Consider the following 16,468-nt stretch of genomic DNA (forward strand, 5'->3'; position numbering starts at 1 on the left):
ATTTGCATAAAAGCTCGCATTCATTGCGGGCTTTTTTATATCCATTATTGGTTGCAATCTAAAACAACAAGCGTTAATCCACGCCTCATTCCCGCTCAAATTGCGTTACAATTCAACCTTAGTATTTACATCTGCTTTCAGTTACTCTTTATTCACCCTCACCCGATTGAATAAAATAATGCAGATAAACAATAAGATAATTATAAGCTGCAGCATGATCGCTAGCTTAGTCTCACAGACCACATATGCCCAAATCAATACAGGGACAACCTCCAATAAACTCACGGCTTTTACCCATGCTGAATTAATCATTGCGCCGGGTAAGCGTTTAAGCGATGCCACTTTATTGGTTGAAAATAATCGAATTAAAGCCATTATTGAGCACGGTGACATTCCCGCTGGCGCATTTAAAATCGATTTGAGTGGTTATACTATTTACCCCGGATTTATCGATCCTTTCACCGATTATGGGATTGAGTTCGAATATCCAAAACTTGGGCTCACTCGTCCTGTCTACGATATTAAACGTATCGGCGGTAATGCAGACAATGGTGCAATTCATTCTGAAAAAGAATGGTTTAATTACGTTTATCCCAATAAAGAACGCGCTAAAGAGTGGATCAATAATGGCTTTACGAGTGTGCAAAGTAGCAAACTCGACGGAATTTTCCGAGGGACGGCTGTCAGTCTGTCATTAGCAGACAAAACCGCCAACGAAGTGATTTATCGTGCCCGCAGTCAACCTTTTATGGCATTTGATAAAGGCTCATCTGAACAAGATTATCCGTCATCATTAATGGGCAGTATTGCGCTTATTAGACAAACCTTTGCCGACGCCAATTGGTATAACCAAAATAAAAACAAATCGGCCAATGGCGCAATAAACAATCAAGTCGAATTTAATATCGCCTTTGAGCGCTTAGATAATTTAGCCGATAAGCAAATTATCTTTGAAACCAAAAATCTCAACGATCAATTGCGTGCCGCCCATTTACTCAAAGAACATAAATTGCCAGCCAACCTGCTCGGTAATGGTCAAGAATACTCGCGCATCAATGAGTTAAAGGCGCTGAACTACCCGTTAATCTTACCTTTAAACTATCCACAGGCGCCCGATGTCGGGACAGATGATGCCGATCGCGAAGTATCCCTGGCGGATTTAAGACAGTGGGAACGTGCGCCAACCAATCCAGCAGAAGTTGCCAAAGCAGGTATTCCTTTCGCACTAACACAATTTGGTATTAAGACCGATGCTTTTTGGCCGCGACTGCGCCAAGCCATTGTCCAAGGTTTGAGTGAAGATCAAGCCTTAGCTGCACTGACCACCCAAGCCGCCGAGATGACAGGCACCGCAGATTTTACCGGCAAACTCGCACCCGGTTACATGGCAGACTTTGTTATCACTAAAGGCAATATCTTTAAAGATGGCCAGATCTACAGTGTTTGGTTGCAAGGTCAGCAGCAAAGTCTTCGCTCACTGCCCCAAGCAAGATTACTGGGGGATTACCAATTAAGCCTCAATAACCTCACGCTGGATTTATCGCTGCAAGATGCGAGCAAAGGTGATAAACCCAAAATCCAAGGCAGCTTAAGCAGTGGCGAGCAAAGTATCGCACTCAGCCAACTTAAATTAGATGACGACGGTCGATTAAGCTTTACTGCCGATTTGAGCGCCGCGGGCATCAATGGTCTTAGCCGCTTTACGCTGTGGATGGCCGATGACGGCATTCAAGGTCGTATGGTCGATGCCAAGAGTCGCACCACAAATGTTGCCGGTATTGCGATAGCGCAAACTGCAGCGGTTGATAATGCCACTCAAGATGACCATCAAGCACCCAAGGATAAAGCCAACACTAGCCTAGTGAGTCACCTCACCTTCCCTAACGTTGCTTATGGACTGAGCGAAGCACCTAAGGTCGAGAAGCTGCACATCAAAAATGCCACCCTGTGGACCTCGGATAAGCAAGGCATTCTCGAACATGCAGATCTCTTGATGGCCAATGGCCGCATCGAAAAAATTGGCCAGCAACTCAGTACGCCTTCTGGTTATCAAGTCCTCGATGCAACAGGTAAACATCTTACTGCGGGCATTATTGATGAACACTCACATATCGCCATTAATGGTGGCACCAACGAAGGCACGGATGCTGTGACCTCTGAGGTACGCATTGGCGATATTATTAATCCCGACGATATTTCAATCTATCGGGCCTTAGCGGGCGGCGTCACCAGCGCGCAATTACTCCACGGCAGCGCCAATCCAATTGGCGGCCAATCGCAACTGATCAAAATGAAATGGGGTGAGCCAGCCGAACAACTCAAATTTGCTAACGCGCCCGCCAGTATCAAGTTTGCTTTAGGTGAAAACGTCAAACAGAGTAATTGGGGCGAGAAATTTGTGCAGCGCTTCCCGCAAACGCGTATGGGAGTCAAAGCCTTATTTGAAGAGACCTTCGATGCCGCCATCGCCTATGAAAATGCGTTAAAAGCCTATGATAATCTGCGCTCCAGTGATAAGAAAAAAACCGTTGCACCGCGCCCAAGTTACCGTCTGCAAGCAGTGGCCGAAGTATTAAATCAGCAGCGTGATGTGCACATTCACTCCTATGTGCAGTCAGAAATCCTGATGTTTATCCGCTTAGCTGAGGCTTATCACTTTAAAGTGCAAACCTTTACCCATGTGCTCGAAGGTTACAAAGTGGCGAGTGAACTGGCCGCCCATGGCGCTGGCGCTTCGACCTTTGCCGATTGGTGGGCCTATAAGTTTGAGGTGTACGACGCGATTCCACAAAATGCGTGTTTGATGCAAAACAAAGGCGTGACCACCAGCATAAACTCAGACGACTATGAAATGCAGCGCAGACTCAACCAAGAAGCGGCTAAGTCTATGATGTATTGCAATATGTCGAAGGAAGATGCTTGGAAAATGGTCACTATTAATCCAGCCAAGCAATTAAGAGTCGATGAATTTGTGGGTTCACTCACACCTGGGAAAATGGCCGATATCGTGCTGTGGAACGCAGAGCCACTGTCGATTTACGCCAAAGTGACACAGGCATGGGTTGAAGGAAAACGCTACTTTGACCGCGACCAAGACCAAATTGCCCAGCAAGCAGTCGTCAACGAGCGCGCCGCACTTATCCAAAAAATTCTCAGCAGTGATGATCAAGCCAAAGCGGGTGAAAAAGTCACGCCACTTAACGAGCCACAGTGGCACTGCGACACCCACTATCAAGCATGGGGCCACACTCATGAGGGAGCCAAATAATGCAACATTCATCTAAACCGGTTTTGTTTGCCGCGCTACTGGGCGCGATTTGCACCACGCTGGCCCCAGCGATGGCAAACGATATCGTGCCTACTCCTAAACAAAGCCGCAGCGTACTGATAAAAAACGCCACAGTGCACACAGTCAGTCAAGGCGTGCTCAGCAATACTGATGTCTTGATTGAAAATGGCAAGATCACGGCCGTTGGGCCTCAACTCACCAGCCAAGCCAACAGTGCAACCGCAGAAACCAGTGACACTCAAGTCGTCGATGCTAGCGGTAAACACTTGTATCCGGGCTTAATTGCCCTCGATACCAGCTTAGGCTTAGTTGAAATTGAAATGAGCCGCCCCACGGTCGATAACGCCGAGGTGGGTTATATCAATCCGCAGATCAGCACAGCCACAGCTTACAATGCGGATTCGGAGCTCATCCCGACCATACGGTTCAACGGCATTACCCACGCGCAAATCGTCCCGAGCGGCGATGGTATTGCTGGGCAATCGGTACTAGTGGATCTCGATGCGTGGACGATTGAGGATGCACTGACACCCAGTGCAGGACAGTTCCATGTCTACTGGCCGCAAATTAAACGCATGCCAGAAGATGAAAAAAAGAAAGCCAAAGCCATCGAGAAAAATCAGCAAGCAATCGACCAGCTCAATATCGCCTTTGAGGATGGCTATCGCTATTTCTTAAGTGATAAGGCCAGCGGTAAAGACAACAAGAATGAAGATCCACAGTCTGCAACCAACAACCTGCGCTGGCAGGCCATGTTGCCGCTATACCAAGGTAAAGCGACACTGTTTGCCCATGCCGACAGTGTTGGTCAAATTGAGCAAGTGATTGCCCTGACAAAAAAATACCAATTCAAATTGGTGATTGTCGGCGGATACGATGCATGGCGTTTGGCCTCAAGCCTGAGGGAAGTTAAGGCGGGGGTTATTTATCCTCATACCTTGAGTCTGCCTAAGCGTAAAGATGAACCAGTGGATTTGCCCTTTAAAATCCCCTCCTTGCTCGCTAATGCCGGAATTCCCTTCGCCCTAGGGTTTTCATCGGATTGGAACAGCCGTAACTTACCCTATGCAGCAGGTTATAGCGCCGCCTATGGTTTAACGCCTGAGCAAGCGCTTAAGTCCATCACCTTAGATGCCGCAAAACTGTTAGGTGTCGAGGATTTAGGGGTGATTGCAGTGGGATACCAAGGCAGTGTTGTATTGTCCGAGGGAGACATTCTCGACCCTATGACCAATAAGATTCAGGCTATCTGGATTGAAGGACGGCAGATAGATCTGAATAATCGCCATCAGCAGCTTTATCAAAAGTACCTTAAGCGGTAGAATTTACTCAGATAATAATATCGCATCGGCGCAGCCTACTAGGGCTGCGCAGTTTTCTCCTCAATCTCAGGTCAAACCATGAAAATTATCCTCTCAAGTGCATTAGTGCTACTGCTCAGTGCCTGTGCAAGCGACTACAGTTTTAACAGTAATTTGGACGGTGAGGCGATCAATGACTATTTCAAGGCATCCGATGTCACCCTCTATGAAGGCGATACCTTGCCAAAAGGTCATTACGAATTAAAAGGTTTGGTCCAAGGGGAATCCTGTCAGCCCGATGTCAACAGCGTACCTGCGTCATTAGCCGATGCCAGAACCGAAGCCCGCCGTAACGCCGCAGATAAAGGTGCTAACGGCATTATCATCAAACAATGTGTGATGTTAGATGAAGCCGCCCAAGGTTGTATCAGCCGCGCCCTGTGCGTCGGCCAAGCAGTTAAAACGGCTACCGCAGAGTAAATCCCACGCGAGCAACACACTGCTCGCGATTCGATGATCTGAGATTGCCCGTATCAACCGCTTAATGGCTAATGTTTCATGACCAACGCTTCATGGCTAACGCTGCATAATTAGCGCTCAAAGATGGGCCTTAATGATGAGCTTAGGCGGTTGTTATACTTACCCTTTTAGGTAATTTTTTGCATGACATTTACCAACCAAATTGTCGCAGTAGCGACATGCCGCACCCCCTATAAACAAAAGTTTGGCATTCCAAGACAACCCGGACTCGTTGAGGCTCGCGGCTATGTCGAACTCGAACCCCATGTCAATCATATCGATGCGGTGCGTGGCATAGAGCAATATTCCCATCTCTGGTTGCTATTTTGCTTCCATGAAAATCTTGCCCAAGGTTGGAAAACCACAGTACGGCCACCGCGATTAGGCGGCAATGAAAAACTCGGCGTATTCGCCACTCGCTCCACTTTTCGCCCCAATGGCATTGGTCAGTCTGTGGTGAAACTGCACGGCGTAGTGCAGCGCAAGGGCAAAGTTTGCCTCGAAATTTCCGGTATGGATCTGGTCGATGGCACGCCGATTATTGATATTAAGCCTTACATTCCTTTCTCGGATTCGATTACCGATGCAGTCGGCGGCATTGCTCAAGACGCCCCAAAACTGATTTCAGTGGTGTATTCCGATAATGCCAAGGCACAGATTGAACGTTACGCCCAGCAGGAAACCTACACAGATTTAGCCGTACTTATCCGCGGAGTCTTGGGTCAAGATCCGCGCCCCGCCTATAAAAAAGCCAAAGATGATCCTAAGTTATATCAAGTCGCGCTCTATGATTTAGATGTGTTCTGGCACATGGCGGTCGATGATAATGACCAAGAATACATCTTGGTACTGGAACTTAAACCAGGGAAATGTGGCTAAATGTCTGCGCCAACGCCTAGATCAGAGCCGGCATCTTTGCCTGATTATCAAAGCCAGCATAAAAAGCGTCTCTCTTGGATGCCGTGGCTGTATTTTTCTTTAAAAGAGAAACATTTAGTCTGGGCAAAACCTTGGCAGGATGATATTCAAGCAAGACTTTGTTCCCTCGAAACAGTAAACATCGGCGAGCATTGTTTTATCGCCCCCGAAGCGCAATTATTTGCCGAACCCAATCGCGATATCCGCATGGGTAATCGCTGCATGATCGCCGCCGACTGTTTTTTACACGGGCCCATCACACTAGGGGATGAAGTCGCGATTAATCATGGTTGCTCCTTCGATGGTGGCAGGGTCGGTATTCAGATTGGCAGCCAGACTCGCATCGCTAATAATGTCACTATTTATGCCTTCAACCATGGCATGGCGCCAGATACGCCCATATATCAACAAGCTGCCAACTCCAAAGGCATTGTTATTGGTAAAGATGTGTGGATTGGCGCTCAGGCAGGCATAGTCGATGGTGTGACCATTGGCGATCACGCTGTGGTGGGTATGGGCAGCATAGTGACGAAAGATGTGCCCGACTGGGCGATAGTGGCAGGCAACCCCGCCAAAATAATTGGCGATAGGCGGGATAAGTAAGCAGTAAGGTTAATCTTGATACTAGCAGTGACGAAGTCACGCTCTAACAGCACAGCGCTCTTCCTTGCGTTATCCGTTATCAAACATCAAAAAATGCTATTTATCTCCCAGCTAGTTGAATTTAACCTAAATACGTAGGTGACATCATCAAAGCAGGTGATAAAATGGCGACCATTCAACTCAAATTTGGACATCGGTAATGCGCGTCAGCAAGTACCTGCTATCAACACAGAAAGAAACTCCTGCCAACGCAGAAGTCATTAGTCATCAATTAATGTTACGTGCGGGTATGATCCGTCGTAATGCGTCGGGCCTTTATAGCTATCTCCCCACGGGCTTACGTGTACTGCGTAAAGTCGAAGCCATTGTTCGTGAAGAAATGAACAAAGCCGGTGCAATTGAAATTCTAATGCCTATGGTGCAACCGGCAGACTTGTGGGTAGAAACAGGTCGTTGGGAAAAGTTTGGTCCTGAGCTGCTGCGCTTTAAAGATCGTCATAACCGCGACTTCGTACTGGGTCCAACCCACGAAGAAGTGATCACCGATCTTATTCGTAAAGAAGTCAGCTCATACAAGCAGTTACCGCTGAACCTTTACCAAATCCAAACCAAATTCCGTGACGAAGTTCGCCCACGTTTTGGCATGATGCGCTCACGCGAATTCTTGATGAAAGACGCCTACTCTTTCCACCTTGACGTCGATACCATGAATGAAACCTATGAGGCCATGTACAACGCCTATAGCAACATTCTAACGCGCATGGGCTTAGCCTTCCGTCCAGTATTAGCTGACACAGGTTCTATCGGTGGCAGCATGTCACACGAGTTCCACGTTCTGGCGCAAAGCGGTGAAGATTTAATTGCTTACTCAACGGGCAGCGATTACGCGGCTAACATTGAGAAAGCTGAATCACCAGTACCCACTGAGCCTCGCGGCGCAGCCACTGAAGAATTGCGTTTAGTCGATACCCCAAATGCGAAGACCATTGCTGAATTGGTTGAGCAGTTTGATCTGGATATCACTAAAACCGTCAAAACCTTGATCGTCGTAGGCGCATCAGAAGCGACGCCGTTAGTGGCACTGATTGTTCGCGGTGACCATGAACTCAATGAAGTCAAAGCCGACAAGTTAGACTTAGTGGCATCACCAGTAGAAATGGCGCCAGAAGCGCTGATCCGTGACGCCATTGGCGCTGGTCCTGGGTCACTTGGCCCTATCGGTCTTAACATCCCTATCGTTATCGATCACAGCGTTAGCGTGATGAGCGATTTTGCTGCTGGTGCGAATGTGGATGACAAACATTATTTTGGTATCAACTGGGAACGCGATCTGCCATTAGCGCAAGTTGCCGATATCCGTAACGTAGTCGAAGGCGAGCCAACACCTGATGGTTCAGGCACTTATGCTATGGCACGCGGTATCGAAGTGGGCCATATTTTCCAACTGGGCACTAACTATTCTAAATCGATGAACGCGACTGTACTTGACGAAAATGGCAAGTCACAGGTGCTACTGATGGGTTGTTACGGCGTCGGCGTAAGCCGTATTGTGGCCGCAGCCATCGAGCAAAACTTCGATGACCGTGGCATCATTTGGCCAGAAGCGATTGCACCATTTAGCGTGGGCATTATGCCAATGAACATGCACAAGTCGCACCGCGTCACCGATATCGCCGAGCAGTTATACAAAGACTTAAGCGAAGCGGGTATTGACGTATTACTGGACGACCGTAAAGAGCGCCCAGGCGTTATGTTCGCCGATATGGAACTGATTGGTATTCCACACACAGTGGTGATTGGCGATCGCAATATCGACGCTGGGGTATTTGAATACAAAAACCGCCGCACCGGTGAAAAGCAAGATATCCCATTTGATCAACTGCTCGACTTCCTTAAAAACGCAGTGAAAGGCTAAGCCTCAACGCGAAATGTAGAAAAGTAGAAAAGTAGAAAAGTAGAAAAGTAGAAAAGTTTAACGATCAAAACGAAACGCACTTAAGCCCCGCTTAAGTGCGTTTTTTCTTGGCTTTTTATTGGACTTTTAATGACCTTCGTCGATCACTCGCGACAATACTTTTTATCTGTGGCTATTTATCTTTGTATTTTTGGCACTGTACTTTTGGCAAGGTACTTTGCACTAACAAATATTGACTCGGAGCAACACCCATTAACTGTCTGAACATATACCCAAAGGCTGAACCCGAGGCATAACCTAAGGATAACGCTGTGGTGAGCACAGATTCACCTCGGCTGAGCATTTGAATCGCTACCTGCAACCTAAGCCTTTGCAGCCATTGGCTATAAGTCAGCCCTGTTTGCTGTTTAAATAATCTCGCTAACGTGCGAGCCGAGGCGCCGACCTCCCGCTGCCAATCCACTAAAGTGCGCTGTTCGCTCGGATCCGCCAGCAAAGCCTCGGTAATGCGCAGTAATTTTTTATCCCTTGGATAAGGTAAATCCAAGGCGACCTTTGGCGCGAGCACCATAAAGTCACGGATCACCATCAAGAGGCGCATAACGCTATCCTTAAAATCAGGATCAATCAGCCCAGCCTCACTCTTCACTAAGGCATTAGCCTCTTGCAGTAGCAACTGCAAAACAGGCTTCACACTCAGACAAGTGCAGTCGGGTGGAAACCCGCCTATCTGGGTGTCATCCAAATACAGACTGCTCAATTGCACCTGACTTAGCGCGATAACCTCATGTTCGACAAAGGGAGGCACCCACACCGCTTGTTCAGGCGGCACTATGTAACGCCCCGCAGGCGTAATCACACTCAACACACCTTGGCTGGCATAAATGACCTGTCCCCAAGAATGACTATGGCGCTGCACATGTTCAAACGGCTTGAGCGCTCGCTTAAGCAACATGATGGACGCGCTTAGCCCTGCGGCGGCTAAACGTGATGGCGCCACTTGAGTGATGTGCTGCTGAGATAAAGGAGTGTCAGTTACTTGATTCAAGGTGTTATCGCCCAAGGTGATTTTTATATCGAAGCTTCTTTTCGTACTATCAAGCCTCTTCCGTATAGAAGCGCCTCTTCATATAAAAGCACTTCTATGTGTAGAAGTGTCTTTTTATCTAGACATTAAGTCAATCTATCGAGCTAACGCCAAAGCGGCAAGCGCTAACATGCCCTCTCAGATTTAACAAATTGGAGATGACATGAGCATCCACATGAATAAAAACCGGGTTACGCCCGTCACCTTACAAAAAATGAAAGGTAAAACGCCAATAGTCGCCCTCACCGCCTATGAAAAACCGATGGCGGAACTTATCGATCCTCATGTGGATATGATTATCGTCGGCGACTCCGTCGGCATGGTGGTTTATGGGCAAGACTCCACACTTGGGGTTACCTTAGAAATGATGATTAACCATGGTCTGGCTGTCACTCGCGGCGCAGCACATGCCTGCGTGATTATCGATATGCCCTTTGGGAGTTATCAAGAATCGCCTCAGCAAACCTTTAGACATGCCAGCCAAGTATTAATACGTACTGGCGCGCAGGCGGTAAAACTCGAAGGGGGCGCAGAGATGCTAGCCACTACTCGCTTTTTAACCCAGCGAGGGATCCCTGTGATGCCACACATAGGGTTAATGCCGCAGCACGTCAATCAATTAGGTGGATTTAAAACCCAAGCAAGGGATGCAACAGCAATCGAAGCCCTCGTTCGTTTAGCGAAAGACTTCGAGCAAGCTGGTGCTTTTAGCATACTGATAGAAGGCACGTCCGAACTCGCGGCGCGCACAGTAACGGCAGAAGTCTCAATCCCCGTAATCGGCATTGGCGCCTCACCCGCCTGCGATGGCCAAGTGCTCGTGACTGAGGATATTTTAGGCTTATTTTCTGACTACACGCCTAAATTTGCCAAACGCTATATCGACTTAGGCCCCTTAATCACTCACGCCTGCGCCGAATACGCCAGAGAAGTGAGAACCGCTGAGTTTCCAACAACGGAGCACTGCTTTGGCCTCAGCCAAACAACCAAGATTACAGCGGATTAATTGTTTAAAGCGAAATATTGCAGCAATCGAATAGACTATAAATCGAAATTTGCAACTAATTGAGTCTATCGACTTGCTTTTTATAGGGGGGCGTTGCTTTAATAAAACTATTAAAACAATAAATTGAGTCTGAAGATTGCCTACATCAACTGCATTAGTATTAGGTGGCGGCGGCGCAAGAGCCGCCTATCAAGTCGGCGTGCTAAAAGCACTGGTTCAGCTTTATCCGCGTAATCATGGCATTCCCTTTAAAATCATTTGTGGCACCTCGGCAGGCGCCATCAATGGCACCTCCATAGCCACCCATGCTTCCTGTTTTCATCTTGGCGTCAAAAAGCTCGAATGGGTGTGGCGCCATTTTGAGACTCGCAAAGTGTATCGCGCATCCATCACTGGCGTGCTTGGCCACCTTGGTAAAATGGCACTCAAAGGCATGCAGGACGATAAGGTTAATACCGATGCAGGCAGTCTGCTCGATAACGATCCACTCCGAAAACTGCTCAATGAATTAATCGATTTTAAACGTATCGACCGTAATATTCGCAGCGGCGCACTCACCGCACTCAGCGTCGATGCCTCTTGCTATAACAACTCACGTTCGGTGAGTTTTTTCCAAGCTTCACGGGATATCGAAAACTGGACCCGCGCTAGACGCAGCGGCGAACGTATGATGCTCAACACTGAGCACCTACTCGCCAGTTCGGCTATCCCTATGGTGTTCCCCTCGATTAAACTCAACCAAGCCTATTATGGCGATGGCTCGGTCCACCAGCTGGCACCGCTCTCAAGTCCTATCCATTTAGGCGCTGAAAAACTCTTAGTCATTAACTTAGAGAGTCCACACAAACACTTCCCAATGGAACTGGAGTATCACCCTAAAACCGCATCCATAGCGGGCCATCTGCTCGATACTATCTTCTCAGATACCTTAAACAGTGACCTTGAGCGGCTCGAAAGGATCAATAACACCTTAAGCCTGATCCCCGAGTCAAGCCGTAACAAGCTCGCCTTACATCCGATTAAAACCTTAGTCATCAAGCCCAGCGAAGACCTCAGTAAAATTGCCGCCCGCTTCTACGATGACATGCCATGGGCAGTAAAAACCTTACTCGGTTTTATTGGTATTGATAGACAATCCGACTCGAGTATCGTGTCCTACCTATTATTCGAAAAAACCTACACCAGCGCGTTGATCGACCTAGGCTACAAAGATGCCATGGAGCAAATCGACGAACTTAAAGCCTTTTTTGGTTTAAAATCAGAAAATAGCGCAGAACCTTATCGCTAACAGCTATGATGCAGCACTCATTGACTAAAGCAGATTTATAAAGGTGAGTTTGTTTAGCTGTTCAAGTCTAAGATGAATGATACAACTCATTAAAATAAAGGGGCTTAGTTTATAGCTAAGCAAAATTTCAATCGAAAGCCTGAATCCTCTTTAGGATTTAAGATTGATCATTTAGCTAGTATCCCCTATCATGTTTTACTAGATTAGCTAAAATCACTTAAATTTTTTCTAAAAGGGAATCACGATGAAAAAAACTTCACTAGCACTAATCGCTGCTATCGCTGCATTCAGTTCTGTCGCTGCTAATGCAGTCGATGGTCAACCAGCTGGCAACAATGCTGCTGCAAACAGCACAGGTACAATCGTTGCTGGTACTGTAGCTGGTGCAGCTGTAATTGCTGGCGCTGTTGTAATATCTAACAGCTCTGATGGTAACCCTATCACTGGTACAGGTACTACCACTACCACTGGTACTGGCAATTAATCAGTTATTAATGACTCTTAAACAACCGCCTATTGGCGGTTGTTTTTTTTGCTCGTTTAGAGAAAGTGAGAATCACTTCATTTATTGAAATATGTCTCAGATATCTCTACATTAGATATTTATTACTATTGAGAATAAGCAACTCGGATGCGTATAAATAAAAAACTACTCTTACTCACAGCCTCAATTGCATTAATGGGAATGACTGGCTGTAGTCAACGAATTAGCGCCCTCAACGATACGATGAAATTGGCTTTTATTGGAGAGAATGATATTAAGCTCACCACCGAGCAAATAGAAGCCAATCCCTACGCTAGCATCTATGTCAAGATAGAAGATATACCTCAAGCATTTGTTGTTTTAGCCTTTGCAGAACCGAAACAAACCCTCACCACTGTCAGACCAGCGCCAGAAGCAATGGAGCTAAAATGGCTCTCTGCAGATAAAGCAATGTTAGTGACGGTGAACGGGCGTTTAGTGAGAACTCATAATCTGCTCAAAGGCAATTTAACCGCTATTAAAAGTTCAGAACCCGATCCTATTCTCCTAGGTCTACATCTAAATAGCACGCCTAAGACTTGGACTCGCACGCTTGACTGGCAGCCCGGCTACCATTATGGGTATAAACTTAATTCACAGTTTGATTTTATCGCTGAGGAAAAGATACTCATAAATGATACTCCCACTCAAGCATTGCATTACAGCGAGTTAGTATCTGTTGAAGGTCTTGATATTCAATATTTAAATGAGTTTTGGTTAAAACCGGATAATGGGCACGTCATTAAAAGCCGCCAGAAGATAGCACCCAATCTGCCTTTTATCGATATAACTTTACTTAAGCCATTTGCATCTTAGTGGAACCATTATGAGATATTACATCGCGCCATTGGCACTTGTACTTAGTTCAGCACTAACGGCAACCGTTCATGCTGAAACCCAGTTATTCATCAGTACATCTACGAATCAGGATGCTCAGGTTCAACTAAACTATCCGACAGCAGTGCGTATAGAACAAATAGTACAAGACGGATTACAGCAACTCCCAGCATATAATAAAACCACGAATAAAGAGGTTGTTCCAATTTATTGGTTAGGTGCGGCATTACTCGATATTCAGAATACCGCCGCATTAGAAACGAAACGTCAGCAAGTCTTAAGCCAGTTAGCTAAAATGGGCCAAGTAAAAGACGACAGTGCTTACATCGCAAAACTGGCTAAGCTCGCACAACTTATTCGCAGTCTACAACTTGGGCAGCGCGTAATGCAGCCTATGGATATTGACCTTATTCGTATCAATGATTCATACAATTCGCTAATTGATGGTCGTTTCCTATTAGTCTTACCGCCTCGTCCAAGCACTGTCACAGTGCTTGGTGCAGTAGCTCAAACAGGGGATTTGGCATGGCAAGGCCAAAAGACTAGCAAAGATTACCTCAAACAAGCAGGGTTACTCGATAATGCTGAAACAAGTTTTGTGTGGATTATTCAACCAGATGGCAAAGCGATAAAACAACCCATCGCTTATTGGAATCATCAAGAGCAAGATATTGCTCCTGGAGCAAGTCTCTACGTTGAGTTTTCAAGTCTATTTGATGACTACACTCAACTGAATGAAAACATTGTTGAATTACTCAGGAATCGGGCTCTGTAATGAAAAAGTCTAGCCACACAATCCATACCTTAGGCCGATTATCTGCACTGTCTTTGGCATTATTACCATTACTCCAGGTAACTGCAGATGAGTTTTCTTATCCAACACTGTTAGCCTCGCAATCAGATTTTGGTGGTGTTGGTTTGATGCAAATGCCAACAGGCCGAATGGCGCCTGAAGGCGAGTTTAATTTTGCGACTAGCTATAACGACGACTACCAGCACTTCACAGCCTCAGTACAACTGTTTCCTTGGTTTGAGACCACTGTTCGTTATACGCAGGTACAGGATTTACTCTATAGCAGCGATCCCAGTTTCAGTGGTAACACTAAATACACAGATAAAGGTATTGACTTTAAAGTTCGGTTGCTTGAAGAAACAAACTGGCTCCCAGAAACATCTTTCGGTGTGCGCGACTTTGGCGGAACAGGCTTGTTCGATGGCGAGTTTATTGCGGCGACCAAACGGGTTGGCCCACTAGACTTCACCTTAGGTATTGGCTGGGGCTATATCGGTAATAGCGGTAATCTGACCTCGGATAAGAAAGACCTTAATTATAATTGTGATAGAGATACATCCGTCGGTGGCAAAGGCGGCACAGTCGATTACCAACGCTGGTTTAAGGGCTGTGCGGCACTCTTCGGTGGTGTTGAATACCAAACCCCATGGGATCCACTGCGTCTAAAGCTTGAATATGACGGCAACGATTATCAATCCGATTTCCCTGTCGTGCGTGGCCGCGATAGGAATGCTATGCCACAGGACAGCAAATTCAACTATGGTTTACTGTATCGATTTGGTGACTGGGGCGATCTGCATTTAAGTTATGAACGTGGTAATACTTGGACGCTCGGTTTTAGTTTGCAAACGAATTTCAATACCTTAACTCAGATAAAGCGCGATCCTGCTGCGGCTAAATATAAGCCAATACCAGCGGCACCGTTAACGCATGTACAAACAGCCAATATTCCTTTAGATAGTGTTAGCCCTTCAGAAAATATCATTGCGACGGCTGACACCAGCCTATACATCAAAGCAGAAATAGCTGACACTCATTTAATCGTTCAGCCTAAAGAAGCAATGTTAAAAACAACAATTGACTGGAATAAGGTATCTCAAGAACTGCAAACTATTGCTGGTTATAACAATGCCAAGATTTATCTCGATACCGGCAGTATTACTGTCGTTGGTGAGCAAACTAAATATCGTGATAGAAATGAAGCCCACCAAAGGGCTGCCACTATACTTGCCAATAATAGCGATCTGACTCAAATTAAAGAGTATCGCTTAATCGAGACCCATTATAGCCAGCCGATTACAGAAACGCGTATTGATGCAGAAAAATTTGCCCAAGTAGCCAGCTTTGCTTACCTCAATGCTAAGGTTACTGATGCGAGTCAAGTTGCAGTCCCACGCTTACCCCAAGGTGAGTTAGTAACGCGTACTGATAAAGATTGGCTGGATAAATTAGGCTTCGATGTTGCTCCCACTATGGTGCAATCCTTCGGAGGCTCAGAAGGCTTCTACATGTTCAATATCGGTATTACTGGGAGTGCAAACTATAAGTTTACCGATAATTTCGAATTTGGCGGTTCTCTTTATCTCAACTTATACGATAACTACGATAAGTTTTTATATGACGTACCACCAGACGGTACCGACTTGAAACGAGTAAGAACGTTAATACGCCAATACGTTCATGATAACCCGGTGAGGGTTAATAACCTCCAATTGACATGGATGGATAATCTTAGTGATAACATTTCCTACCAAGCCTATGGTGGTTATTTGGAGATGATGTATGGCGGTGTGGGGACTGAGTTTCTCTATCGTCCACTCAATAGCCAATGGGCATTTGGTTTTGATATTAACTATGCGAAACAGCGAGATCCCGACAGTATGTTCGGTTTCTTTAGTGACGAAAACCAATATGATCCGCAAACTAATCAAGCATACAGAGTACAAACAGGGGTAGTGACTGGGCATGCAACGGCTTATTACCAGCCGGAGTGGTTCCCCAATACTTTACTTAGAATAAGCGCAGGGCAGTATCTTACCGAAGATAAAGGCGTGACGGTTGACTTCTCTAAGCAGTTTGATAGCGGTGTTATTGTCGGTGCATTTGCGACTAAAACCAATTTATCAGCAGAAGAATACGGCGAAGGCAGCTTTACCAAGGGCTTCTATATTTCCATCCCATTCGATCTTATGACCATAAAATCGACTCAAAGTCGTGCTTTCTTGTCTTGGATGCCACTGACCCGTGACGGTGGTCAAATGCTCGGACGTAAGTACAACTTATTTGATGTCACAGATGCGCGAGCACCTTGGTATACCAGACCGAGTGTTGAACCAGCGAAATAGTGAGTGCGTAGTTAAAACTAAAAATGGGCAAGATAATTCTTGCC

At 46.3% G+C, this 16,468-nt stretch carries 13 protein-coding genes; 12 read left to right on the forward strand and 1 reads right to left on the reverse strand.

From position 1 onward, the window contains the following. The first annotated feature begins 178 nt into the window (after positions 1-178). The 6 genes from Q4Q57_RS17070 (at position 179) to Q4Q57_RS17095 (ending at position 8,545) form a co-directional block, all read left to right on the forward strand. Positions 179-3,268, forward strand: a complete 3,090-nt coding sequence (locus tag Q4Q57_RS17070; RefSeq protein ID WP_311891486.1) for an amidohydrolase family protein — start codon at positions 179-181, stop codon at positions 3,266-3,268. Then, entirely contained in the window at positions 3,268-4,611 is a 1,344-nt protein-coding gene (locus tag Q4Q57_RS17075) for an amidohydrolase family protein (protein WP_311891487.1), read from the forward strand. Before Q4Q57_RS17070 ends, Q4Q57_RS17075 begins: the two co-directional genes overlap by 1 nt. Before the next feature lie 78 nt (positions 4,612-4,689). Then, positions 4,690-5,070 (forward strand): Rcs stress response system protein RcsF, encoded by a 381-nt coding sequence (gene rcsF, locus Q4Q57_RS17080; protein WP_311891488.1) that lies wholly within the window; start codon positions 4,690-4,692, stop codon positions 5,068-5,070. 183 nt (positions 5,071-5,253) lie between these two features. Beyond that, positions 5,254-5,988, forward strand: a complete 735-nt coding sequence (gene tsaA / locus Q4Q57_RS17085; RefSeq protein WP_311891489.1) for a tRNA (N6-threonylcarbamoyladenosine(37)-N6)-methyltransferase TrmO — start codon at positions 5,254-5,256, stop codon at positions 5,986-5,988. Then, positions 5,989-6,630, forward strand: a complete 642-nt coding sequence (locus tag Q4Q57_RS17090; RefSeq protein WP_311891490.1) for an acyltransferase — start codon at positions 5,989-5,991, stop codon at positions 6,628-6,630. 199 nt (positions 6,631-6,829) lie between these two features. Next, complete coding sequence (locus tag Q4Q57_RS17095; RefSeq protein ID WP_311891491.1) at positions 6,830-8,545, forward strand: proline--tRNA ligase; 1,716 nt, start codon at positions 6,830-6,832, stop codon at positions 8,543-8,545. 172 nt (positions 8,546-8,717) lie between these two features. Here the strand turns inward: Q4Q57_RS17095 and Q4Q57_RS17100 are convergent, their stop codons facing one another. Then, positions 8,718-9,608 carry a helix-turn-helix transcriptional regulator gene (locus Q4Q57_RS17100; RefSeq protein ID WP_311891492.1) on the reverse strand — a complete coding sequence of 297 codons (891 nt, stop codon included), beginning with the start codon at positions 9,606-9,608 and terminating at the stop codon, positions 8,718-8,720. 187 nt (positions 9,609-9,795) lie between these two features. Here Q4Q57_RS17100 and panB point away from each other — a divergent pair, with 187 nt between their 5' ends. From panB to Q4Q57_RS17130, 6 genes are all read left to right on the forward strand, one after another. After that, complete coding sequence (gene panB / locus Q4Q57_RS17105) at positions 9,796-10,638, forward strand: 3-methyl-2-oxobutanoate hydroxymethyltransferase (RefSeq protein WP_311891493.1); 843 nt, start codon at positions 9,796-9,798, stop codon at positions 10,636-10,638. A gap of 136 nt (positions 10,639-10,774) precedes the next feature. After that, positions 10,775-11,926, forward strand: coding sequence for a patatin-like phospholipase family protein (locus Q4Q57_RS17110; RefSeq protein ID WP_311891494.1), 1,152 nt, complete (start codon positions 10,775-10,777; stop codon positions 11,924-11,926). A 244-nt stretch (positions 11,927-12,170) separates the two neighbouring features. Next, positions 12,171-12,410, forward strand: a complete 240-nt coding sequence (locus Q4Q57_RS17115) for a hypothetical protein (RefSeq protein ID WP_311891495.1) — start codon at positions 12,171-12,173, stop codon at positions 12,408-12,410. 147 nt (positions 12,411-12,557) lie between these two features. Further along, positions 12,558-13,265 carry a YjbF family lipoprotein gene (locus Q4Q57_RS17120; protein WP_311891496.1) on the forward strand — a complete coding sequence of 236 codons (708 nt, stop codon included), beginning with the start codon at positions 12,558-12,560 and terminating at the stop codon, positions 13,263-13,265. Between the two features lie 10 nt (positions 13,266-13,275). Next, positions 13,276-14,061, forward strand: a complete 786-nt coding sequence (locus tag Q4Q57_RS17125; RefSeq protein WP_311891497.1) for a capsule biosynthesis GfcC family protein — start codon at positions 13,276-13,278, stop codon at positions 14,059-14,061. Beyond that, positions 14,061-16,424, forward strand: coding sequence for a YjbH domain-containing protein (locus tag Q4Q57_RS17130; RefSeq protein ID WP_311891498.1), 2,364 nt, complete (start codon positions 14,061-14,063; stop codon positions 16,422-16,424). Before Q4Q57_RS17125 ends, Q4Q57_RS17130 begins: the two co-directional genes overlap by 1 nt. The last annotated feature ends 44 nt before the right edge of the window (positions 16,425-16,468 follow it).

The sequence above is a fragment of the Shewanella sp. SP2S2-6 genome, assembly GCF_031931965.1.
Lineage (GTDB): Bacteria > Pseudomonadota > Gammaproteobacteria > Enterobacterales > Shewanellaceae > Shewanella > Shewanella baltica.